15 protein-coding genes and 1 pseudogene are annotated in these 25120 nt (G+C 58.6%); 8 read left to right on the forward strand and 8 right to left on the reverse strand.

The annotated features are described in order from the left end of the window. Positions 1–41 precede the first annotated feature (41 nt). From HU718_RS24800 to treP, 3 genes are all read right to left on the reverse strand, one after another. Positions 42–1265: a maltoporin gene (locus HU718_RS24800; RefSeq protein ID WP_186615282.1), complete on the reverse strand. Its 1224-nt coding sequence runs from the start codon at positions 1263–1265 to the stop codon at positions 42–44. A gap of 109 nt (positions 1266–1374) precedes the next feature. Further along, on the reverse strand, positions 1375–3024 hold the full coding sequence (treC, locus tag HU718_RS24805) for an alpha,alpha-phosphotrehalase (protein WP_110718913.1): 1650 nt from the start codon (positions 3022–3024) through the stop codon (positions 1375–1377). Positions 3025–3067: 43 nt separating this feature from the next. After that, positions 3068–4510, reverse strand: a complete 1443-nt coding sequence (gene treP, locus HU718_RS24810) for a PTS system trehalose-specific EIIBC component (RefSeq protein ID WP_095122477.1) — start codon at positions 4508–4510, stop codon at positions 3068–3070. A 234-nt stretch (positions 4511–4744) separates the two neighbouring features. On the opposite strand from treP, the gene treR reads away from it, so the two are divergent. The 3 genes from treR (at position 4745) to HU718_RS24825 (ending at position 11908) form a co-directional block, all read left to right on the forward strand. After that, the gene (treR, locus tag HU718_RS24815) at positions 4745–5449 is read left to right on the forward strand and encodes a trehalose operon repressor (RefSeq protein ID WP_016984355.1); all 705 of its coding nucleotides are present in this window, start codon (positions 4745–4747) and stop codon (positions 5447–5449) included. A gap of 182 nt (positions 5450–5631) precedes the next feature. Continuing rightward, a complete protein-coding gene (locus HU718_RS24820) occupies positions 5632–8643 on the forward strand; it encodes a membrane-targeted effector domain-containing toxin (protein ID WP_367617191.1) in 3012 nt (1003 codons plus the stop codon). Between the two features lie 160 nt (positions 8644–8803). Further along, the gene (locus HU718_RS24825; RefSeq protein WP_186615278.1) at positions 8804–11908 is read left to right on the forward strand and encodes a membrane-targeted effector domain-containing toxin; all 3105 of its coding nucleotides are present in this window, start codon (positions 8804–8806) and stop codon (positions 11906–11908) included. 89 nt (positions 11909–11997) lie between these two features. On the opposite strand, the pseudogene HU718_RS24830 reads toward HU718_RS24825, so the two are convergent. Continuing rightward, positions 11998–12252 (reverse strand): annotated as a pseudogene (locus HU718_RS24830) (GMP synthase (glutamine-hydrolyzing)); the annotation flags it as partial. Between the two features lie 317 nt (positions 12253–12569). Here HU718_RS24830 and HU718_RS24835 point away from each other — a divergent pair. Next, on the forward strand, positions 12570–14642 hold the full coding sequence (locus HU718_RS24835; protein WP_186615276.1) for a TerD family protein: 2073 nt from the start codon (positions 12570–12572) through the stop codon (positions 14640–14642). Positions 14643–14831: 189 nt separating this feature from the next. Here the strand turns inward: HU718_RS24835 and guaA are convergent, their stop codons facing one another. The 4 genes from guaA to HU718_RS24855 form a co-directional block, all read right to left on the reverse strand. Next, the gene (gene guaA / locus HU718_RS24840) at positions 14832–16409 is read right to left on the reverse strand and encodes a glutamine-hydrolyzing GMP synthase (protein ID WP_186615274.1); all 1578 of its coding nucleotides are present in this window, start codon (positions 16407–16409) and stop codon (positions 14832–14834) included. 125 nt (positions 16410–16534) lie between these two features. Beyond that, entirely contained in the window at positions 16535–18004 is a 1470-nt protein-coding gene (gene guaB / locus HU718_RS24845; RefSeq protein WP_007916845.1) for an IMP dehydrogenase, read from the reverse strand. 117 nt (positions 18005–18121) lie between these two features. Further along, positions 18122–18670: a sugar ABC transporter ATPase gene (locus HU718_RS24850; protein ID WP_016984359.1), complete on the reverse strand. Its 549-nt coding sequence runs from the start codon at positions 18668–18670 to the stop codon at positions 18122–18124. Between the two features lie 136 nt (positions 18671–18806). Further along, a complete protein-coding gene (locus tag HU718_RS24855; RefSeq protein WP_186615272.1) occupies positions 18807–19574 on the reverse strand; it encodes a sulfite exporter TauE/SafE family protein in 768 nt (255 codons plus the stop codon). A gap of 100 nt (positions 19575–19674) precedes the next feature. Here HU718_RS24855 and HU718_RS24860 point away from each other — a divergent pair, with 100 nt between their 5' ends. The 4 genes from HU718_RS24860 (at position 19675) to leuA (ending at position 25042) form a co-directional block, all read left to right on the forward strand. Next, positions 19675–20562: a LysR family transcriptional regulator gene (locus HU718_RS24860; RefSeq protein ID WP_186615270.1), complete on the forward strand. Its 888-nt coding sequence runs from the start codon at positions 19675–19677 to the stop codon at positions 20560–20562. A 131-nt stretch (positions 20563–20693) separates the two neighbouring features. Next, on the forward strand, positions 20694–22073 hold the full coding sequence (gene xseA, locus HU718_RS24865; RefSeq protein ID WP_016984362.1) for an exodeoxyribonuclease VII large subunit: 1380 nt from the start codon (positions 20694–20696) through the stop codon (positions 22071–22073). 3 nt (positions 22074–22076) lie between these two features. Continuing rightward, positions 22077–22898: a M23 family metallopeptidase gene (locus HU718_RS24870; RefSeq protein ID WP_102900320.1), complete on the forward strand. Its 822-nt coding sequence runs from the start codon at positions 22077–22079 to the stop codon at positions 22896–22898. 464 nt (positions 22899–23362) lie between these two features. After that, on the forward strand, positions 23363–25042 hold the full coding sequence (leuA, locus tag HU718_RS24875; protein WP_053123514.1) for a 2-isopropylmalate synthase: 1680 nt from the start codon (positions 23363–23365) through the stop codon (positions 25040–25042). Positions 25043–25120: the final 78 nt, after the last annotated feature.

Here is a 25120-nt window from a genome sequence, read left to right on the forward strand (position 1 = left end):
CTCTGAAGTGCCCGTGGAGCGCAACGCCCCACCAGCATCGCTTATTTCCACCAGTATTCGACCTGCAATCCGACGTTCGCACCGTGGCGAGCGGTGCCGAAGGCACCGGTGTCCGACAGCGCCGAGCCCTTGGCCAGTTCATTGGCCGCCCGCTTGGCGGCCTCGTTCCAGGTGGCGTAGGTGTAATACAGACGCACCTCGGGCCGCGCCCAGAATTCCGGCCCCTTGGGGGACCAGGTTGGGGCCACGGTGAACTTGCTCAGCTTGCGCGTGCCGCCCGCTGCTTCGACTTGATCGTGGCCCAGCTCGGTCACCAGTTTGAATTGTTCGGTGAGCGCATAAGTCGGCCGCACACCCAGGGATATCCAGTTCTGGTCAGCGCCGTCCGGGCGAATGTCTTTCTGATACACCGCCTCGATCTGACCACCGAAGCGCGGCGTCACCTGCCAATCGAAAAACTCGACGATCCGGTAACTCTTGTTGCTGTCGTCCAGCCTGACGTTGCCGGTGTAGCCCAACCCGGTGCCGGGCCCTTCCCCGTATTGCAGGGCGAGTTTGTTCTTGCCGCCGAAAAAGTCCTTCTGCACATGCTGGGTGGTGACCGCCCAGCCCCGGTGTGCATCGCGACTGTCGGGTTTGGCGATGAAGCTCAAGCCGAACTCAAGCGCTCCGCCCGGATTGCTATCGAACCCGGCCACGTTGAAGTCGTGCCGGTTGATGTAGTCCTTCTGGTACAGGTTGTCCTTGCGTGAAAAGGCGTAGCTGTATTTCAGATCGCCGATCAGTACGTCTTCGACGCCGCCACCCGTGGCGCTCTGGTTCCAGTAATAGAAGTCGGAAATGTGGATGTCATTACGTTTGTAGTAGCGACGCCCGGCCCACAGTGAACCACCGTTGAGCGCAGGCAGGTTCGACCACTGTGTGTACAGCTGTGGCAGGCGCACCGAGCCGTTGTCTTCGTTGAACGTCAGGCTGTGGTTGTAGCGGTTGTACAACGAGGCCATGCCGTCGACGCTGAACACCGAGCCGTCGTCGAAGGTGTACAGATCCTGACGCAACTCCAGTTCGCCGTACTGCTCGCATTCGTTACCCAGGCGGTATTTGGTTTGCGCCCCCGGCAACTGAAAACACGATTGGCCGCCGCCCTTGAGCGAGTTGCCGAAGCCACTGCGCAGGTAACCGCCGAACTCCAGCGCGGGTGACGACTGTGGGAGCGCGAGGCATATACCTGCGATTGCAAGGCTGCGATTTATTGTTGTTTTCATAAGCCATCCCATTGTTTTTATTGTGTGCTTGCATGAATTCAGCGCGCAAAACTCCCCCGCGCAGGGCTCTGCGTGTTTTTTTTGGAAACGTTGGTGTTGCTGTCAGGGATCAGGAATCGATCAGATGCAGGACGAACGATTCGTAAGGTCGCAACGTTATCTGTCGACGGCGCAACGGGCCGTCCGGGTAATTGCTGATCAACTGGCGCTGGCTCATCGACTCGCTGATGACCGTCGATGGCAATTGCACTTCACAGGTTGTCCCGTAGAAGTTGTTCACCACCAACAAACGCTCGGCGTCACCTTCACGCACATAAGCCCAGACTTGCGGATGCTCAAGCAGCAATTGCCGGTACTGCCCCTCGGTGATCAAAGACTCGCGGCGACGCAGCGCGATCAGATGACGGTAGTGATGCAGCACCGAGCCCGGGTCGTCGAGCTGATTGGCGACGTTGATCTGCGCGGCATTGGCGGGTACTCCGATCCACGGTTCGCCACTGCTGAAACCGGCGTTTGGCCCGGTGTCCCAGTGCATCGGTGTGCGACCGTTATCGCGCGACTTCTGCATGATCGCCGCCATGTTGTCGGCATCGCTGCTGCCGGCTTCGCGCTTGAGGCGAAAGATATTCAGCGTCTCGACATCGCGATAATGCTCGATCGATTCAAACCCCGGATTGGTCATGCCCAACTCTTCGCCCTGATACACGAACGGCGTGCCCTGTAAAAAGTGCAGCGCGGTGCCGAGCATCTTTGCCGAGAGTTCGCGGTACTCGCCGTCATTGCCGAATCGCGAGACCACTCGTGGTTGATCGTGGTTACACCAGAACAATGCGTTCCAGCCACCGCCGGCCTGCATGCCGGTCTGCCAGTCGGACAGAATGCGCTTGAGCTGGAGGAAGTCGAAATCGGCACGTACCCATTTCTGCAGGTTCGGATAATCGACTTTCAGATGGTGAAAGTTGAAGGTCATCGACAGTTCTTTCGACTGCGGATTGGAGTACCGGATGCAGTGTTCGAGGCGGGTGGATGACATCTCGCCGACGTTGATCAGGTCATGCCCTTCGAAGACCTCGCGGTGCATCTGTTGCAGGTATTCGTGAACGTTTGGCCCGTCGGTGTAAAAGCGTCGGCCGTCGCTGTGGTCTTCGGGGAAGTCGGCAGGTTTGGAGATCAGGTTGATCACGTCCAGACGAAAGCCGCCCACGCCCTTGTCGCGCCAGAAGCGCATCATCTTGAACACTTCAGCGCGCACCTTGGGATTGTCCCAATTCAGGTCCGCCTGGGTGTGGTCGAACAGATGCAGGAAGTATTGGCCGGTCTGGGCTTCGTACTCCCAGGCAGAACCACCGAACTTGGATTCCCAGTTGTTCGGCTGATCACGCCAGATATAGAAATCGCGATAAGGATTGTCGAGGCTGCTGCGCGCCTGCTGGAACCATTCGTGCTCGATCGAGGTGTGATTGACCACGATGTCGAGCATCAACTTGATGCCGCGTTTGCCGGCTTCGGCAATCAGCAACTCGCAGTCGGCCATGCTGCCGTAACTCGGGTCGATCGCGTAGTAATCGCTGATATCGTAGCCGTTGTCACGTTGCGGCGAACGCAGGAATGGCGTGATCCACAAACAGTCGACACCCAGCCAGTGCAGGTAGTCGAGTTTGGCGACAATGCCGAGCAGATCACCGGTCGGATTGCCGGCGTGGCTGTGGAAACTCTTTGGGTAGATCTGGTAGATCACTGAACGTTGCCAGTCTTGCATGGCACATTTTCCTCTTGAATTTACGAGTCCTGCAGGTGCGACTTCAGGCAACCCGGTAACCAGGCCGGACAATCTTCATGCTCAGCGCACAGGTCAGAACGAACGGCACAACCATGGCAATCAGCATCCCGATCACAAACATCGGGATGAACTGCGGCATGATCGAGATGAAACCCGGCAGGCCGCCGACGCCGATGGCCGACGCCTGAATCTTGTTCAGCGAAAGGAAAATGCAACCCAAAGCGGAGCCGGCCAGTGCCGCGTAGAACGGAAACTTGTAGCGCAGATTGACACCGAACATCGCGGGTTCGGTGATACCGAAGTAGGCAGAAATAGCCGAGGTCGACGCCATGCTCTTGTCCCGTGCACTACGGGTCATCCAGAACACCGCCAGGGCGGCACTGCCTTGAGCGAGGTTGGACATGACGATCATTGGCCAGATGAAGGTGCCACCTTGGGTCGAGATCAATTGCAGGTCGACCGCGAGGAACATGTGGTGCATGCCGGTGATGACCAGCGGCGCATACAGCAGACCGAAAATCGCGCCCCCGACCATCGGCGCCAGGTCAAACAGCATGACCAGGCCCTCGGTGATGAAAATGCCGATGTGACGGGTCAACGGGCCGATCACCGCCAGCGCCAGCACGCCGGTGACGACGATGGTGGTGATCGGTACCACCAGTAATTGCACCGCGTTGGGTACGCGCGCGCGCAACCATTTTTCGATGACACTCATGACGTATGCGGCCAGCAATATCGGCAGGATCTGACCCTGGTAACCGACTTTCTCGACTTCAAACAGGCCGAGAATGTCGAAGTACGGCATTTGCTGACCGTCGAGCCCGGCCACGGCCTTGCCGTAGTTCCAGGCATTGAGCAGGTCCGGGTGAACCAGCATCAGGCCCAGCACGATGCCGAGGATTTCACTGCCGCCAAAGCGCTTGGCCGCCGACCAGCCCACCAGCGCCGGCAGAAAGACAAAGGAGGTGTTGGCCATCAGATTGATCAGGCTCCAGAGCCCGTCGAGCTTCGGGTAGGCATCCAGCAGCGTCTGCCCTTCGATGAACATGCCCTTGGCACCGAGCAGATTATTGATGCCCATCAGCAGGCCGGCAATGATCAGCGCCGGGAGGATCGGCATGAACACATCGGAAAACACCCGCACCAGACGCTGCATGGCGTTGATCTTTTCGGCGCTTTTCTGTTTGACGTCAGCGATGGTCGAGGCGGCGAGACCTGTTTGACGGCGCAGCTCGGCGTAGACTTTCTCCACCTCGCCCGGCCCGATCACCACCTGGTACAAACCACCGGTGAAGAACGAGCCTTTGACCAGATCGATCTGATTGAGCGTGGCGCTGTCGACCAGCCCCGGATTCTTCAACGCCAGGCGCAAACGCGTGACGCAGTGCGCGGCCTGTTCGAGATTTTCGCTACCGCCAAGGCTTTGCAACAGCTCTCTGGCGATATTCGGATAATCGTGGCTCATGCTAGTTCTTCCGCTGTGGATTGTTGTTATTGGCAGCATGCCGAAGCGAAAAGTACTCGTCTGTACGAGTTAATGCAACAACTCGTACAGACGAGTTTGTTTTTGTATGTTTTTGCCGGATCAACCGGGATATTTCCTACTTCACCTTCAGGCGATTCCAATCCCTGAATGGACAAAGCCCTACCCTGCCCTTAAGGTTCGAAGCTTTGAGTTCAGCCGGCAGCGAGCACCTCCATGAGTAAATACAACCAGATCTATAGCGATCTGCTGGCCAGCATTACCACCGAACGCCTGGAACGCGGCGCGCGACTACCCTCCGAAACCGAACTGATGGACAGCTATCAGGCCAGCCGCGGCACCGTCCGCAAGGCGATCGAGCTGCTGCAGGAACGCGGTTTCGCGCAGAAGGTGCATGGCAAAGGTACGTTCGTCCTGTCGACCAACCCGATCGAGTTTCAACTCGGTGGCATTGTCAGTTTTCAGGAAACCTATCCGCGGCTGGGGAATGACGTCAGCACCGACGTCGTCGAGCTGACTCAGTTCGCGCTTGAAGGCAGTCTGCTCGAGCACATCAAGGCCGAGCCCGGCAGCCTTATAACCCGGGTCAAACGTGTACGGCGGATTGATGGCAAACGGGTCATCCTCGACATCAATCATTTTGTCACCGAGGTTATTCCCGGCCTGTCCCTCGATATCGCCGAGCAATCGATCTACGCCTATATCGAACAGACCCTGCAGCTGCAGATCGCTTACGCCCAGCGCACCATCGAAGCACAGCCACGCAGCAGGGATGACCAGTTGCATCTGGATCTCGATGGCCAGAGCCACGTGATCGTGGTCAGCAACCAGACATTCCTGCAGGACGGCCGGCAATTCGAATACACCGAGTCACGGCACACCCTCGACAAGTTCTACTTCTCCGACGTGGCCCGGCGCTGACCCCTGCACATTTCGAACGGCAATGTGCGGTACATAGGTAGTGCACTCCCCTTGAGCGATTGAGCCATGCTCGGCGTTCATTTCTCAAGGATGGAGAAAGCATGAAATCGCCCGAACAGCGCCCTCTGCCGAATGCAGCAGACAAAGCCTCTCTCAAAGCCATGGCTGCGACAGTCGTTCAAATGTGCCCAGGCCTTCACGACGAGGCGCATCAAGTCGCCCGCGAGTTGCTGGAGCGTAAGCACCTGAAGGGGATCGATCCGGACCGGGTCTATTTCCATCGATTCAAATCTGCGCAAAGCAGCACCCGCTCGTTTACCGGCTGGGAGCACATCCGCGAAAAGCCCTACGAATCGATAACCCTCACACAACTGGTGATTCATCGCTTTCGGGCCACCGATCAGGACAACGCTGACCTGCTGGATCTCTATGCCGGTTTCTATACCGACGGCCCCGACAACGAAAATTTCGATCACCGCAATGAATGTCGCCTGCACGGCAACGAGGTACTCGACGCCTTCTGGGACATCGACTTCAGCACGCGGTACCACAACCAGCTGACGGCCTTCTGGAACACCCACGGCAATGATTTTCGCACGCTGGCCAAATGCACTTTTCTCAGCCGTGCGGTGCAGGCACTTGAACTCAAGCAACTGACCGACAGTGATTTCCAGTGCCTCGTCGGCGCGCTGATCGGGCCTGTCACCTGGCCAGTGACCCTGGCAATGATGCAATCGAGCCACACCGTGGACGGTGACGTGCGCGCTTTCGATATCAGTGGACATGTCGCCACCAATCTCCTGCGCGTCGTCGCTCCCTCTGGCCGGCAAATCATCTATATGCCCGGTGAAGAGTTGGCATTCGTCGTCAGGCAAACGCCGGCGGACATGCACTGGTGGGTGCTCGAGCAGATGAATCAAATTACTCGGCGGCAGAACTTCTTCAGTCACTTTCCACTCGCCGAACGTCAGCGAATGACCGAGAACATCACCGATCTGATGAACCGGCTGGTGAGCACCTGGGGCCACGCCGATCATCATCTGATCAATCAGCACAACCTGGCGCTCAGTGGTGATGCGTTCAGTGGATTACGTGACACCACCCGCAGTGCAATGTTCGCCGAAGCCAGCCTGTCGCTGACGTCCAACGGCGATCTGCGTAAAAAACTGTGGATCGGCTATTTGAGCGCCGGCCTCAAGGTGTTCGGCCCGATGGCCGCTGTCGGCTGGCCTGTTGCGCTGCCGGTGATTGGCGCCGGCATTGCCAGCGTGGGCTTGAACATCGATCAGGCGGTCAACGGCAAAACCGCCAGCGAACGCAAGGCTGGGGTGCTTGGCGCCGTGGCGAGCGGGATTGAAACGCTGTTCAATCTCCCGTTCCTCAAAGGCACCGGTGCAATGCTCGAGACAGGCGTACAGGTCGAAGCGGCCGAGGCAACGGAAATGGCGGAGCTGATCGAGTCAGAGTCGGCCGTGGAACCGGAGCCGCCTGTCGATACGCAGCAAATCATGGTTCCGGATAGCCCCGACGTCTTCGTTTCTGAACCTGATCCCCCCAGACTGATTCCGGCGGCCAGCGCGCCGCCGCCACAGGTTCCGCACAAATACCTGTGCAATGAACTGCTCGACGGTTTGCAAGCGGAAAGCGAACCTGGACAGTTCGAAGGTATTTTTCGACTTGATGCTGATCCTCCCTACGCCGTCCTGCTGGATGAAAATCCTTACTACGTCAAATATTTCACCGACTCGCGTGGGGGTGGCTATTGGGCAATCGTTGACCCTGAGCGACCCAATCAGCTTGTTCATTCATTACCGATTCGCCTGAATGCCGAAGGTCTGTGGGAGCGTATGCGATCGCTGGGCCTTTCGGGCGGCGGGCAGTGCATGGGCAAGGCGTGTGCCCCGGATATCGCGCTCGACACCTTTGAACCCCCAGCGCCCGAAGTGGCTGTCGAACCGGAGTTCGAATCAGCCGCGACAGTCGTGCGCCCGATCCGCATCGTGCCCTCTGCCTACGATATCGAGCCGACGGTGCGCCGTTCGATAAAAGGCTGGGCGCTGAACCTGAACGAAACCCATGCCCAACTGCTGCCCGATGCCTCCGGCGCGTTGAGCATGGCCGACCCCTTTGAGCTCTACGCGGTGAGCAAGCGCAAACTGCTGCAGACCGCCGCCAGAAAATTCTTCAGCAATCTTCCATGGATTACCTCGCCTGCGCGACCGCCAACGCCAGAAATCACGGCACCGCTGGACATTCCCGGCCTGTTGGATCGCATCTTTGAATCAGCCTCGGGGCTGGTGGTGGGCGAAACCCTGGATCGTATCGCCAGCATGCGCTTCATGATTGAAAACATGCCCGCTCTGGCCAGGCACGCAAAAACCCTCTACATGCGCGGGATCCTCAGTGACTTCGCTCAAGTGGAATTGAACCGCTACTTCACGTCCGGCACCCTGTCGGCGGATCTGCAAACCTACCTGAGCAGCCTGGGCACCGATCCGGCGGGGCTCTTCAATGCATTGGAACTGGTCAAGGTTGCCAGGCAAAACGGTGTTCGTATCCAGGGGATTGATTGCGCCGCAAGCTACAAGATGAAGTCCCCGCTATCGCCCTATGACGAGCAGATGATCGGTACTTATCTGGCGAGCGACCTCATGACGGGAGACACCTACCTCAACAGCCCCCGGAAATGGATCGTGCTGATCAGTGCGCAAAACACCAACACGCTCAGAGGCCTTGCCGGTATCAGCGAAATAAAGGGTGGCATCGGGTTGCGCATCGAAGAAGTCGGGATGGAAACGACCATGGACATCGAGGCTGATCCGGGTATCGAAGTGCGTCGTGGATCATTTCCAAACGGCTCTGCATCACCGGGCAATAACGACGTGCTGCGCGCTGACCTGCGTCTACGCGTACCGGCCGAACCGGTGAACTGGACTGAGAATACGTTAGAGAACCTGTTGCACAGGCGCGGCATGTTCATGCTCAGAAAAATCGCCGATACCTACACCGTGGTGCACCGCAGCAAGCAAGGCATGCTCGTGCGAACGCGCGTGAGTCAACTGCCGGATGGAAGCGTTTCGTTGCACCGCCCGTCATGGCCGCAAGTGAACGATGTCCCGTTCGCCAGCATCGAGCAAATGTCTAACCGATTGATCGAAATGGGCCTGACATTACAAAGCCGTCTTCCGGACTGACAGCGTGGCCCGAGACAGCCGCTGCCCTGCCCTCGGGAGCCGTTGCTCAGCGGGATCACGCCATCCGTCGGCCTTGCAGCATGCAATACATATGCAGTGCATCGCTCTTGAGCTGTTCGGTCATGCTTGATTCTCGTTTTCCCCATGGATGGAGAAGTACATGAACACTCCCGAACGCCGTTTGCTGCCGAACGCAGCTGACAAGGCCAGCCTCAGGGCAATCGCTACATCACTCGTGCAGGCTTGCCCCAGCCTGCTGGAGGCGGCCCGTGAGATCGCCCTTCAATTGCTGATCGACAAAGGACTGCCGGGCCTTGATCCGGACCGTGTCTATTTCCATCGATTCAGGGCCGCGCAGAGCAGCAACCTGACCTTCACCGGCTGGGAACATCTGCTGGAAAAGCCCTATGAATCGTTGACCCTCACCCAACTGGTAATCCAGCGCTTTCGCGCCACCGATCAGGACAATGCCGATCTGCTGGGGCTGTACTGCGGCTTTTACGCAGACGGGCCGCAGGCCGACAACTTCAATCAGGATAATGAAATTCGACTGCTGGGCAGTGATGTGCTGCAGGCGTTCTGGAATATCGATTTCAGCAGCCGCTACACTCGGCAACTGACCACTTACTGGCAAACCTCGTCGCACCATTTCCGCACACTGGCCAAGTGCAATTTTCTCAGCCTGGCAGTACAGGCGCTGCAACAGGGCCACCTTGACGGTACAGATTTTCAGCGCGTGATCGATTCGGTTATCGGCTCCGTGACCTGGCCTGTCACCCTGCAAATGCTACAAGCCTCGCACCCGGTGGGCGCTCATGTACGCGCGCTGGATCTTGATGGGCACGTCGCCACCCATGCGCTGCGTTTCGTTGAGGACAGTGGTCGGCAAACCCTTTACTTACCCGGCGAAGTGCAACCCTTTCGGCTGATGGAAGATCAAGCGGATCTGCACTGGTGGATGCTTGAACAGATGAATACGGAGGATAAGCGCAAGATCTTCATGAACCGCTTCTCCCTGGCCGACCGCAACCGGATGGGCGAAAAACTCAATGACCTGATGACTCGCCTGGTCAGCACCTGGGGTCATAGCGATCACCGGATGATCAACCACAGCAACGTCACCATCAGCGGTGACGCGTTCACCTGGTTAAGCGATTCGACACGCAACGCCATGTTTGCCGAAGCAGACATGGCGCTGACCTCCAACAGTGATCTGCGCAAAAAACTCTGGATGGGTTACCTCAGTGCCGGTCTCAGGGTATTCGGCCCGATGGCAACCGTAGGATGGCCGCTGGCACTGCCGGTGATTGGCGCCGGGATCGCCAACATGGGGTTGAACATCGATCTGGCGGTCAACGGCAGGACGGCTGTCGAGCGCAAGGCCGGCACCCTTGGCGCGGTGCTCAACGGCATTGAAGTACTGTTCAACGTTCCGTTCCTGATCGGTACCGGCGCGCATCTGGAAGTGGGCCCGCAGGTCGAGTTTGCCGAAGCCGAAGAAATGGCCGGACTGATCGAGTTCACCTCGGGCAACGATCCATTTCTGCCACCGCTGGATCAGGCGCCCTTGCTGACCACTGACGAGGAGACTGACGAGATGGCCAACGACATCCCCATCGAGACATCACCCCGCCCCACGCTGCACGGTCCGCTCGCGCCACAGATTCCTGCCCGCTACCAGTGCAACGAATTGCTTGATCGTTTTTCTGTAGAGACCAAGTCCGGGAAGTTTCAAGGCATTTACCGACTCGGCAACGCTCAGCCCTATGCCATCGAGATCGAAGGCAACGCGTATTACGTGCGGTACTTCGACGCCTCCGGGGACAGTGGCAACTGGGCCATCGTCGATCCGGAACACCCCAACCAGTTCGCGTATTCATTGCCAGTGCGTTTCAGCGCAACCGGCAAATGGGAGCGCACGCCGGCGCTGCGTCTCAGAGGCGGCGGGCAGTGCGTGGGCACGCCATGTGCGTCAGAAATCGAACTGACCTCGCAGGTCATCTCATCAACCCCGTCGCCAGGCCTGCCATTGGTCGAACCGGTGCCATCCACTGCCCGTCCGCTGCGCCTGGTGACCACCCTCGGTGATATTGGAGAGCTGGACGCGGCCAAACTGAAAAAGTGGGCAATGAACCTGCCCCAGGATTCTGCCGATATGGCGAACATCGTCCCAGACCATCCATCTGACGAAGAACAATTCACGCTGTTTTTCAGCCAAAAACGCACACGACTCCTGAACGAAGCCAAAGAGCATTACTCAGAGCTGGACTGGACCAATCTGCCTGCGCGTCCGGTAATACCCGAAGTCAGTCACTCGATGTCGACCGATGAACTCATTGATCGCGTCTTCGAGAAAACGATGGGGCTGGTGGTGGGGGAAACCCTCGATCGCATCACCAGCATGCGATTCATGATCAGCAACATGCCAGCGTTTGCACGACACATCACGACGCTCTACGTGGGTGACCTGCTGAGCGATTTTGCCCAGATGGATCTGAACGGTTTCTACACGAGCGGGCAGATGTCAGAGGATCTGCGGATTTATCTGGGCAGTCTCGGAACCGATCCAGACGAGACGTTCAACATCCTCGAACTGGTCAAGACCGCGCAGGCAAATGACGTACGCGTTCAAGGCCTGGGTTGCGCGGCGATCTCCAAAATGAAAGTGCCGCTCACCTCGATTGAGGAGCAAATGATGAACGCTCAGCAGATGAACAGAATCATGTGGGGCGACGCACTCCTCAATCGACCGGGCAAATGGGTAGCCTTGATCGATGCACAGAACACCAATAACTTCAGAAACCTGCCAGGCATCAGCGAACTCAGAGGCGGTATCGGCTTGCGTATCGAAGAATCCTTACCTTCGGAAGTGCCAGGAGTCAGCATCGACCCGGGAGTCAAGGTGGCTCGCGGGCCCTTCGACAATGGTGCATCGACCCGCAACTCGTTCGACTACCTTTACGCTGACCTGCGTCTGCAAATCGACGCGCCGCCGGTGATATGGACAGAGCAAGCGCAGGCACGCCTGCTCCATCGCAATGGGATGTACCTGGTCGAGAAATCGCAAAACGGTTACACGCTGGTGCGGCGCGGCAGTACAGGCAGCATTGTTCGAACGCCGGTGAACCTGACGCAGGACGGCCAGGCTTATATCTGGCTTCAGTCAATGCCGCGCATCAGTGGCGTATTGTTTCCAGATATCGCAGCGTTATCTCAGCGCCTGATAGAAATAGGCCTGAAACTGCAAAGTCGCTTACCCACCTGAAAGGATTCGCGCGGCGATTGAAACGAAAAACCCCTGGCCTGGGCCAGGGGTTTTCGTTCACTCAATACCAGCTTCGACGCGCGGCAGGATCACTCCCACTCAATCGTCGCCGGCGGCTTGCTCGATACGTCGTAAGTGACGCGGGAGATGCCTTCGATTTCATTGATGATGCGGCCGGAGACGGTTTCCAGCAGTTCGTAAGGCAGGTGAGCCCAACGTGCGGTCATGAAGTCGATGGTTTCCACGGCACGCAGGGCAACGACCCAAGCGTAACGACGGCCGTCGCCAACAACGCCAACCGATTTCACTGGCTGGAATACTACGAAAACTTGACTGAATCTGTGGGAATTTCGTCGCCCTTGAAGGCACACTTGACCAATAACGTCACCACTCGCCTGGGCTATAGACAAGCGCCTTGTCGCTCATCCCCGTTTTTTTCTGGTGAAGCAGCTTGTTACCGTTGAGAGAAACAACAACCTGACAAAAAGCGAAAACCTTACGTAAAATGCCGCCGTGGCTATGGAACACCTTCCTTCTAATCCCTATGAAACTAGGGGTTCCGCTCTCCACACCGCGCCTGCTTCTAGCAGGCGTTTTCATATCAGCTGTAGACACGATGCTGCAGCTCGCTCACGACGACGACCCAAGGAGAAAATCAAGCATGAATCAGGAGCTGTTCCTGCGTCGCCGTAGCAAAGTTCACGTCCCTATGGGCACTGGCGGTGCCACGCGTGCTCAGGTCGCATCGGCTGTCCGTGAAGTCGCCGCGTTCCGATGCGTACTTTCAGAGCCTCTGATTGAGCAAATCGGCATGTTGTCAGCGACAGAACTCAAGTACTGGCTGCGTAGCATTGTCGGAGTGCTTCGGCGCAGGAATGGCGCTCATGTGCACCACCGGCCGTTTTATCCTGACTTTCCAGAACAGGTTCTGACGGCCACAGAGGGGGAGTTGTACCTAAACGCCGTCATGCATTACCTCACGCTTCGACGTTTACCAAAGACTGAAGAATCTCGACCTCCACTGCTTGAGGGCAACCTCATACCCTGGGTTATCGAACCGGGGAGCATCCATCAGTTCGAGTCACTGCTCGAACCGCTGTTGTCATCGCGCACCTCGCTCTCCGAGGAGGAAACCGCTGATGTCCTCTGGTTTGTCCGAGAGTACAAACGCGATGTGTTCCGTTTGCTGCCTGAGGACATCCCTTTCCGAGAGATCCGTGCACAGTTGGGCGGCGCACTTATCCTGCATGCAGCCGACGATGCACGGGTGGACGCATTCCTGGAGCGCAACGTCGAAACGGCGACGGATGTGCTACGACTCGCGGTCGCCCTGAGTGGCGGAGACGTATCGCTGACGACAGCGTCGACACGTTTCAAAACGATGAAGCGCTCGATGCGCCGCCTGTTGTTGCGCCTGCTCGACTCAATACCCATCGCTACAGAAGATGTGATGCGCCATGCCGAACGCTGGAAACGTCTCGCTGAAGTACTGCATCCAGGCGACTACGCCGATAAGTACCCACGAGCACTAGCCGCCATCACGGCAGCGCGCCGCAACGAAGCGCCAGCCACTTTTGGTTCACGTGTCGAAACACTGCTGGCCCAGCGCGACATCGCCGCGCTTACGCCCATACTACAGAGCCGTCCTGGTGAGTTCGCACGACGGCTGGACGTAGCGCTACGGCGCACGACGGGACCGGAGTCGGTTCTCAAGGCGTTCGAGGCGGTGGCGACACAAGTGTCCTCACCGGTCCTGCTGCAATTGCTGGCCCAGGTACGCGCTCCGCGCCCCCTACCGCTACGGGCATTCACGCCGAAAGGCTCATTCGCCAAAGTCTATGGCATCAAGGATCGCCGCGAACCCATCACTCCCGAGGTGTTGGCTCGCGCAGCCCAAATCTGCGAACACGCTCTCCTAGTGCGTTTTGCGTCGCTGTCGCCACTTGGCCGCTGTTTCATCGATCCCGCGTTAAGCGAATACAAGGTGCCGCTGGCGCAGCGTGCCTCATCGAAGTCGCTACGTACGCTGGTGCGGGGCAGTCGCTTGCCTATGCCTGATACACGTTTCATTCGCCTGTTTCTGTGGTGGAAGAATGGCAGCCAACGCACGGACATCGACTTGTCCGCCGCTTTTTTCGACGCCAACTTCGTCTTCAAACAAACAGTCGCGTACTACAACCTGAAGGATTTCGGCGGTTGCCACAGCGGCGACATCACCGACGCGCCCGACGGAGCTTCGGAGTTTATCGACCTCGATATTGATGTCCTGATCGAACAGGGTATTCGCTACGTAGTCACGTCCATCAACTCATACACCGAGCAACCGTACTGCGATCTTCCAGAATGCTTCGCGGGCTGGATGGCCCGCGCCGACACGATGTCGGGTGAAGTATTCGAACCGCGATCGGTGTTCGACCGGATCGATATCGCATCCGACACCGTAATTTGCCTGCCTTTCGTGATGGACTTGCAGGAACGACGCATGATTTGGGCCGACCTGGGGCTTACTTCATCGCCGCGCTGGAACAACGTCGGGAACAACCTCAGTGGGGTATCGCTGATGCTGCAGGCCTTAGTGCACACACCACGTCCGGATCTGGAAACCCTGTTCGACTTGCATGTTCGAGCACGGGGGGAACGAGTGATCTCACCGCAACAGGCAGAGGCGGTGTTTGCACCTGATCAAGGGATAACGCCGTTCGATACGGATTTGATTCGATCGCGGTTTCTCTGATACGTATGCCAGCGTTTGCGATCGATTGAGAACTACGACCCTTGCTTCGGTGCTCCCACCAAAAAATGCCAGTCATCCTCACTGAGTGGCCGTTCGCTCCAGAGCACTATGAGAAACTCAAAAAAAATGCCTGATGCATAAGCACCAGGCATTTTTTGTTTCAGCCGATCGGCCCTGAGGCCGGAGGCATCACTCCCACTCAATCGTCGCCGGCGGCTTGCTCGATACGTCGTAAGTGACGCGGGAGATGCCTTCGATTTCATTGATGATGCGGCCGGAGACGGTTTCCAGCAGTTCGTAAGGCAGGTGAGCCCAACGCGCGGTCATGAAGTCGATGGTTTCCACGGCACGCAGGGCAACCACCCAAGCGTAACGACGGCCGTCGCCAACAACGCCAACCGATTTCACTGGCTGGAACACGACGAAGGCTTGGCTGACCTTGTGGTACCAGTCGGCTTTGCGCAGTTCTTCGATGAAGATGTGGTCGGCACGACGCAGCAGGTCGGCGTATTCCTTTTTCACTTCACCGAGGATACGCACGCCCAGGCCCGGGCCCGGGAACGGGTGACGGTAGACCATGTCGTACGGCAGGCCGAGTTCCAGGCCCAGACGACGGACTTCGTCCTTGAACAGTTCGCGCAGTGGCTCGACCAGTTTCAGGTTCATCTCTTCCGGCAGGCCGCCCACGTTGTGGTGCGACTTGATCACGTGAGCCTTGCCGCTTTTCGCGCCAGCCGACTCGATCACGTCCGGGTAGATGGTGCCCTGCGCGAGGTACTTGATGTTTTCCAGTTTGTTCGACTGGGCATCGAATACGTCGATGAAGGTACGACCGATGATCTTGCGCTTCTTCTCTGGGTCGGCTTCGCCGGCCAGGTTGTTGAGGAACTGATCTTCAGCGTTGGCGCGAATGACTTTGACGCCCATGTTCTCGGCGAACATGGCCATCACTTGCTCGCCTTCGTGCAGACGCAGCAGGCCGTTGTCGACGAAGACGCAGGTCAGTTGATCGCCAATGGCTTTGTGCAGCAGCGCGGCAACCACCGAGGAGTCAACGCCGCCGGACAGACCCAGCAGCACGTTGTCGGTGCCGACTTGTGCGCGGATGTTGGCAATGGCGTCTTCAGCGATCTTCGACGGCGTCCACAGGGCTTCACAGCCGCAGATGTCGAGAACGAAACGCGAGAGGATGCGACCGCCCTGTTTGGTGTGGGTCACTTCCGGGTGGAACTGCACGCCGTAGTAGCCACGGTCGTCGTTGAACATGCCGGCGATCGGGCAGCTTGGGGTGCTGGCGAGGATGTGGAAGTCTTCCGGCATCTTGGTGACCTTGTCACCATGGCTCATCCACACGTCGAGGCTGAACAGGCCGTCAGCGTCGATGTGGTCTTCGATGCCGTCGAGCAGGCGGCTCTTGCCAACCACGTCAACGCGGGCGTAACCGAACTCACGCAGTTCGGAACCTTCAACCTTGCCGCCCAGTTGCTCGGCCATGGTCTGCATGCCGTAGCAGATACCGAAGACCGGTACGCCCAGGTCGAACACTGCCTGTGGGCAGCGCGGGCTGTCGGCGACGTGCACGGACTCGGGGCCGCCGGCGAGGATGACGCCTTTAGGAGCGAATTCGCGGATCGCATCTTCGTCCATGTCGAACGGGTGCAGTTCGCAGTACACACCGATTTCGCGCACGCGGCGGGCAATCAGTTGGGTGTATTGCGAGCCGAAGTCGAGGATCAGGATGCGGTGAGCGTGAATATCGAGGGCCATGGTAGAGCTCTGAAAAGCAGTTGCAAGCTTCAAGCTGCAAGCTGCAAGTTATCGGAAGCTGCGCGGTAGCTGCATGAATGCAGTACCGCTTGCAGCTTATAGCTTGTGGCTTATAGCTGTCGGCGTTAGCCGACCCGGTAGTTTGGCGCTTCTTTGGTGATCTGCACGTCGTGCACGTGGGATTCGGCCATACCAGCGCCGGTGATCCGCACGAATTCAGGCTTGGTGCGCATTTCTTCGATGTTGGCGCTACCGGTGTAGCCCATCGAGGAACGCAGACCGCCCATCAACTGGTGAATGATCGCGCTCAGGGTGCCTTTGTAAGGAACACGGCCTTCGATGCCTTCCGGAACGAGTTTCTCGGCGCCTGCCGAGGAGTCCTGGAAGTAACGGTCGGAAGAACCTTGAGCCTGGGACATGGCGCCCAGCGAACCCATGCCGCGATACGCCTTGTACGAACGGCCCTGGAACAGTTCGATCTCGCCCGGCGCTTCTTCAGTACCGGCGAACATCGAGCCCATCATCACGCAGGAAGCACCGGCAACGATGGCCTTGGACAGGTCACCGGAGAAACGGATGCCGCCGTCGGCGATCAACGGAACGCCAGTGCCTTCAAGGGCAGCAGCAACGTTGGCGATGGCACTGATTTGCGGGACGCCGACACCGGCGACGATACGGGTGGTGCAGATCGAGCCAGGGCCGATACCGACCTTGACTGCGTCAGCGCCTGCTTCGGCCAGAGCCTTGGCAGCGGCGCCGGTGGCGATGTTGCCGCCGATCACCTGCACTTCAGGGAAATTTTCTTTGACCCAGCGAACGCGGTCGATCACGCCTTTGGAGTGACCGTGCGCGGTATCGACTACCACCACGTCCACACCGGCGTTGACCAGAGCGGCTACACGGTCACCGGTATCTTTACCGGTACCGACAGCAGCGCCCACGCGCAGACGACCTTGATCGTCCTTGCTGGCCAGCGGGTAGGCTTTGGCTTTTTCGATATCGTTGACGGTCATCATGCCTTTGAGGGCGAACTTGTCGTCGACGATCAGCACGCGCTCGATACGGTGCTTGTGCAGCAGTTCGCGTGCTTCGTCCTTGCTCGCGCCTTCCTTGATCGTGACCAGACGCTCTTTCGGCGTCATCACTTCACGGACGGTGGCTTCCAGACGGCTTTCGAAACGCACGTCACGGGAAGTGACGATGCCGACCAGGTCGCCATCGTGCAGCACCGGAACGCCGGAAATGTTGTGCATGCGGGTCAATTCGAACAGGTCACGCACCGTGGCATCAGCCTCGATGGTGATCGGATCCTTGACGACGCCGGCTTCGAACTTCTTGACCTTACGCACTTCGGCAGCTTGCTGCTCGATGGTCATGTTCTTGTGGATAATGCCGATGCCACCTTCCTGAGCCATGGCGATTGCCAGACGGGCTTCAGTAACGGTGTCCATTGCAGCAGAAACCAGAGGAATGTTCAGCTCGATGCCACGGGTAAGGCGGGTCTTGAGACTGACTTCGTTAGGAAGTACCTCGGAATAACCGGGCACTAGGAGAATGTCGTCGAATGTCAGAGCTTCTTGGCTGATACGCAGCATCGCGGGGGCTCCCGAGCGGGAAAATGGAAGCGCGCCATTATAGTCATCCACCCCCTGCTGTTCAATGTAAAACTCAGCTTAATATCAATGTTGCTGATGTACGGGAAATCCCCGGCCTTACAGCTCCACCTTGACCCAAGAGACAGGTTGATCGAGCCAATCGGCGAACTCATCGATAAAGCTCTGCTTGAAGCCCGCCTCCAGCCAGTTGTTGAAGATGAAACCGAGGTTGGAAAACGCGCACTCCTGCAAATACAGAAAGCCGTTGATATCGTCTTCATGCCCGCATTCGGGGCAGGTGAAGTTGTCGGTGCGACCCGGAAACCACTCTTCGAGGCTTTCGAACAGTGCTTCGCCAACTTCACGACGGCACTCGGCGCAACCGGCCTCTTCGAGGAAGCCTTTGGCCGGGGTATAGATACAACGCTTGGTGACGATCTCCAGCCCGTTGATCGGCTCCCCGAAAGGCAGCGCTTGTGGATGCAGGACCACGGCACGCGCGCCGTCGGCAATCGCGTAAGCCATGCGGTTGCCGGTGCGGCCACAAGTGCTCAGCTCTTCCTTGATGATGTTCTTGCGCACCAGCCAGCGCACGATCGCCCGGGCCCGGGGTTCGTGGACCGGCAGGGTGGAGATTTTCGGGACGATGATGCTTTGCGAATTCATGGAGAGTCCTGCGGTGTGGCTGCTGACGCCTTCGCGAGCAGGCTCGCTCCCACAATGGAATGCAGTTCCCTGTGGGAGCGAGCCTGCTCGCGAAGAGGCCTTAAAGGCCGGCAGCTTAATCCCTGACGAAATCCGGTCAAGTGCTGAGGTAGCGCCCGATCAACGCCAGCCCGCTCGCCAGCACCAGCCATGTCACCAAACGCACAAACGCCTCACGCGACAAGCGCAGGGTCAACCGCCGCCCGATCCACAACCCCAACGCCATGGCCGGTAACAAACACAGCGCCAGTATCAACAAGGGTAGCTCGGCATACACACCGGCGATGGCGAACAGGCTCAAACGCACCACCGTGCTGCAACTGATCAGCGCACTTTGCGTGGCCCGGGCCGCGTCTTTGGGCAAGCGGCTGTTGAGATAGATCGCATAGAGAAAGCCGCCACTGCCAAACAGCGCGCCGAACAATCCGCCCACCGTCCCCATCGGCACTGCCCACCCCGCAGACAATTGCGTCGGCCGCGCTTTCACCCACAGGCTGTAAACCGCGTAAGCGCTGATAAACAGCCCCATCAACAACAGCAACAGATCGGATTTGAGGTTGAGCAAGAAAATCACCCCCAATGTGCAACCCGCCGCCATGCACGGCAGCAGCCGTAACAATTCCGGTTTGGCCACATCCCGCCGCGACGGCAGCAGGTTGCCGAACGCCGCGACAAAGTCCAGTAGTACCAGCAGAGGCACGATTTTCGACAGCGGCATGAATAGAATCAGAATCGGCCCCGCCACCAGCGCCGTGCCGAATCCGGCGATACCGAACACGATGTAAGCCAGGGCGATGCCCAGCCCGATCACCGCCCAACCGCCGGGGCCCCACGCCCACTCACTCAACAACCCCGCCACGCTCATCGATGCGCTTCCTTAATAAGCCTGTGATGACTTTAGCCAGCGCCGAGGGTTGCGACTAATATCTTAAAAGTCGCTTACCCATCTCAAAAAGGCATGTCTGATGCTTTCAACCCGTCAACTGCGTTACTTCGTCGAAATCGCTGAGTGCGGCAGCTTCAGTTCGGCAGCCGAACGGTTGTTTATTGCGCAATCGGCGCTGAGCCGGCAGATCAAGGACATGGAGACGCGGCTGCAAACCCCACTGTTCGAACGAACCGCGCGCCAGCCTCGCCTGACAGCGGCAGGCGAGGCGTTTTTGCCGCGCGCCAGAAATCTGCTCAATGAGTTGAGCAAGGCCAGTGCCATGGCCACTGAAGTCGGTAACGGTCAGCTCGGCACGTTGCGCCTCAGCCATTCCAGCACCGTGTCGATCAGCGGTCGTTTGCTCAGCGACATCGACGCTTATCTGCAGCAGCAACCTGGCGTGTCGCTGGATATCGGCAAACTGTCTTCGGAAGCGCAACTCGAAGAACTCGCCGAAGGACGCCTTGATGTCGGCCTGCTGCGCCTGCCAGTGTTGCGCCAGCGTGAAGGGATTCAGATTGTGCCGCTGTTCACTGAGCGATTGCTGCTGGCGGTACCGATGGATCATCGATTGGCCGCGGCTGAGCGTGTCGATCTGGCCCAACTGAAGGACGAAGCGTTCATCTCGATTCCGCATCCGCATCGCGGTGGCTTGAGTTATCTGTGTGCCGATCTGTGCATGCGTCAGGGTTTCTTCCCGAAAGCGGCGCGGGTGATGTCGCGCAAAACCACGCAATTGCAGCTGATTCAGGCCGGTTTCGGCATCGCCCTGCTGCCGGAATCGATGCAGGACATCGCCCCGAGCGGCGTACGATTTCTGCCGCTGACCGATCCCGATTGCCACACCACCGTCGCCCTCGCCTATCGACAGAATCCCACACCCCTGATTCACCACTTCATCGAAACCTTCAACCCCCCCTTGTAGGAGTGAGCCTGCTCGCGATAGCGGTTGAGCATTCAACCTATCCTGCGACTGACACACCGCTATCGCGAGCAGGCTCACTCCTACAGGGGACTTGTGGTGATTCAACGGCAAATGCCTTTAAACTGCGCCCCATGATTAAAGATCCCTTTGCAAGACTTGGTCTGGACCGTGAAGTCCTGACTGTCAGCCAGCTCAACGGCCGCGCGCGGGTGTTGCTCGAAGACGTGTTCAGCAACATCTGGGTCGAAGGCGAAATCTCCAACCTCGCCCGTCCGGCGTCCGGCCACATCTATTTCACCCTCAAGGACAGCGGCGCGCAGGTGCGTTGCGCGCTGTTCCGGCAGAACGCGGCGCGGGTGCGTCAGGCGTTGAAGGACGGCCTGGCGGTGAAGGTGCGTGGCAAGGTTTCGCTGTTCGAAGGCCGTGGCGACTATCAACTGATCCTCGACACCGTCGAACCTGCCGGTGACGGCGCGCTGCGCCTGGCCTTCGATGCGCTGAAAGAAAAGCTCAGCGCCGAAGGTCTGTTCAGTGCCGAACGCAAAGTGCCGTTGCCAGCACATCCGCAACGCATCGGCATTATCAGTTCGCCAACTGGCGCGGTGATTCGCGACATCATCAGCGTGTTCCGCCGCCGTGCGCCGCAGGTGCAACTGACGCTGATCCCCACCGCCGTACAGGGCCGCGAAGCCACCGCGCAAATCGTCCGCGCCCTGAAAATGGCCGATGCCCGTGGTTTCGACGCACTGATCCTTGCCCGTGGCGGCGGCTCGCTGGAAGACCTCTGGTGCTTCAACGAAGAAGCCGTGGCCCGCGCCGTCGATGCCTGCGTGACGCCAATTGTCAGCGCCGTCGGTCACGAAACCGATGTGTCGATCAGTGACTTTGTCGCTGACGTGCGCGCACCGACGCCGTCCGCCGCCGCTGAGTTGCTCGCGCCCGATTCCAGTCATTTGATCCGTCAGGTCGAAAGCCTGCATCGCCGCCTGGTGATGCGCATGCGTGACCGTTTGATGCGTGATCGCCTGCGTCTGGAAGGTATGGCCCGTCGCTTGCGTCATCCTGGCGAACGTCTGCGCCAGCAGGCGCAGCGTCTGGACGATCTGGACATGCGCATGCGCCGGGCGTTCGAGCGTCATCTCAATACCCGTCGCGAACGCCTGATCCGCCTGGAAACCCGTCTCGCCGGGCAACATCCGGGACGGCAACTGGCGATGTTGCGTCAGCGCCTCGACAGCCTCGCCGAACGCTTGCCCCGGGCCATGCGCGAAGGCCTGAAGAATCGTCGACTGCAACTGCACAGCCAGATGCAGACGCTGCATGTGGTCAGCCCGTTGGCAACGCTCGGTCGCGGTTACAGCATTCTGCTCGATGAGCGCGGCCATGCGATCCGCAACGCCGCGCAAACCCACACCGGCCAGCGCCTTAAAGCCAAACTCGGCGAAGGCGAGTTGCAAGTGCGCGTCGAGGACAATCACCTGACGCCCGTCACCCTCTCATTACTGGACTGATCCATGCCGCGTTTTCTGGCTCCACTGTTTTTGCTCTGTCTGACCTTTAACGCCCACGCCGACAGTTACATCACCCGGCTGCTGAACAAACCGGTGCCGGGCGGCGTCGCGGTGGTTGATCTGGGCGCGGCTGCACAGGCGCCGAAAGCCACGTATCAGGGCAAACCGGTGCTGGTGGTAAAAGAGCAGAACAACTGGCTGGCGATCGTCGGTGTGCCGCTGACGGTCAAACCCGGCGCGCAACAGATCAGCAGTGGCGGGCGCAATCTGCCGTTCACCGTGGGCAACAAAAAATACCCCGAACAGCGCATTACTCTGAAGAACAAGCAGCAAGTAAACCCGGATCAGTCGAACCTCAAGCGCATCGAAGGCGAACTGGCCGAGCAGATCAAGGCGTACCGCAGCTTCAGCCCGAACACGCCGAGCAATCTGCTGTTGGACAAACCGGTCAACGGGCCGCTATCGAGCAAGTTTGGCGTGCGCCGCTTCTTCAATGGTGAAGAGCGCAATCCCCACGCCGGCCTCGACTTCGCGGTGCCGATGGGCACGCCGATCAAGACCCCGGCGGCGGGCAAGGTGATCCTCACTGGCAACTATTTCTTCAACGGCAACACGGTGTTTGTCGACCATGGCCAAGGCTTTATCAGCATGTTCTGCCACATGTCGAAGATTGATGTGAAAGTCGGCGATCAACTGGCGCGGGGCGCGGTGGTCGGCAAGGTTGGCATGACCGGCCGGGCGACCGGCCCGCACATGCACTGGAATGTCAGCCTGAATGATGCGCGGGTGGATCCGGCGATTTTCATTGGTGCGTTTCAACCTTGAATATGTATTGAGGCGACCGGCCTCTTCGCGAGCAGGCTCGCTCTCACACTGGATCTTATTCACAACAAAGATCCCCTGTGGGAGCGAGCCTGCTCGCGAAGGCGACCTATACAACACAGCAATACTCAATGAATTCCTATAAACCTCAATTGCGCCCCAATCAAACCTCGCGCAAATATCACAACAATCAGCGACCTCCAGCGCAATAAAATCCCGCAAAAACTCGCTTTCCGAGTATTCCTCTCAATTTTTTTCGACTGCTTGCCATCCTCTCCCCTCGCGGTTAGGGTTGAAGGCATGAAAACCTCTCACACCCTCATTCAGCTTCGCCAGCACCGCAGCCTGTGCCTCGTCAGCGCACGACTGCCGGGCTGAATCGCGGCACCTCGTCCCACGCTTTTCCCTGAACATTCGTAACACCGGCAGGCCGCCTCTTTTCGGCCCAGACAATAAGGAATTTCCCGATGAGCATGCTCAAAGATCCGTCTTCGAAATACCGCGCGTTTCCTGTCATCAACCTGCCGGATCGCACCTGGCCATCGAAAACCATCGACACCGCGCCGATCTGGTGCAGCTCCGACCTGCGTGACGGCAACCAGTCGCTGATCGAACCGATGGACGCGGTGAAGAAGCTGCGCTTCTGGAAAACCCTCGTGCAAGTCGGCGTGAAGGAAATCGAAGCATCGTTCCCGGCGGCTTCGCAAACCGACTTCGACTTCGTGCGTACCCTGATCGAAGAAGGCCACATCCCGGACGACACCACCATCCAGGTGCTGACCCAGGGCCGTGAAGACCTGATCGAGCGCACCTTCGAATCCCTGCGCGGCGCGAAGAAAGCCATCGTTCACTTGTACAACGCTACCTCGCCTTCTTTCCGTCGCATCGTCTTCAACCAGGACAAGGACGGCATCAAGGCCATCGCGGTCAATGCCGCCAAGCTGTTCGTCAAATACGCCGCGATGCAGCCGGACACCGAGTGGACTTTCGAATACTCGCCGGAAACCTTCAGCGCCACCGAGCTGGAATTCGCCAAGGAAGTCTGTGACGCCGTGATCGAGGTGTGGAACCCGACGCCTGAGCACAAGATGATCCTCAACCTGCCGGCTACCGTTGAGTGCGCTACGCCGAACATCTACGCCGATCAGATCGAGTGGTTCGGCCGCAACATCAACCGTCGTGACAGCGTGATCATCAGCCTGCACACCCACAACGACCGTGGCACCGGCGTTGCCGCCACCGAGTTGGGCCTGATGGCCGGCGCCGATCGCGTCGAAGGCTGCCTGTTCGGCAACGGCGAGCGTACCGGTAACGTCGACCTCGTCACCGTTGCACTGAACATGTACACCCAGGGTCTCGACCCACAGCTGGACTTCTCCGACATCGACGGCGTGCGCAAAGTCGTCGAAGAGTGCAACCAGATTCAGGTTCACCCACGTCACCCGTATGTTGGCGATCTGGTGCACACCGCGTTCTCCGGTTCGCACCAGGATGCAATCCGCAAAGGCTTCTCCCAGCAGAAACCCGATGCACTGTGGGAAGTGCCGTACTTGCCGATCGACCCGGCCGACATTGGCCGCAGCTACGAGGCGGTGATTCGCGTCAACAGCCAGTCGGGCAAGGGCGGCATCGCTTACTTGCTGGAGCAGGAATACGGAATCAGCCTGCCACGTCGCATGCAGATCGAGTTCAGCCAGGTCGTGCAGCGTGAAACCGACCGCTTGGGTCTGGAGATGACCGCCAAGCAGATCCACTCGCTGTTGATCAGCGAATATCTGCAAGCCAACACCCCGTATGCGCTGGTCAGTCATCGCCTGCAGGAAGAAAACGGCAACAGCAATGTTGAAGTGGAAGTGGCGAGCAAAGGTCAGGGCGAAACCAATCTGCACTGGCGCGGCAAGGGCAACGGTGCGCTGGAAGCACTGGTCGCCGGCCTGCCGATTCCGGTGGAGATCATGGACTACAACGAACACGCGATCGGCGCGGGCACCAACGCCAAAGCAGCGGCTTACATCGAGCTGCGTGTGAATGGCGAGCGTGCGGTGCACGGCGTGGGTATCGATGAAAACATCACCACGGCCAGCTTCAAGGCCCTGTTCAGCGCGCTGAACCGCTCGCTGAGCCAGCCTGAGGCGAAAGCGGCGTAATCGACCGCTGAAATGCAAAAAGCCCCGGCGTTTGAACTCCGGGGCCTTTTTTTGCCTGATGCTTTTTTTGCTGACTTT

It is taken from the genome of Pseudomonas tensinigenes, from assembly GCF_014268445.2.
Taxonomy (GTDB): Bacteria; Pseudomonadota; Gammaproteobacteria; order Pseudomonadales; family Pseudomonadaceae; genus Aquipseudomonas; species Aquipseudomonas tensinigenes.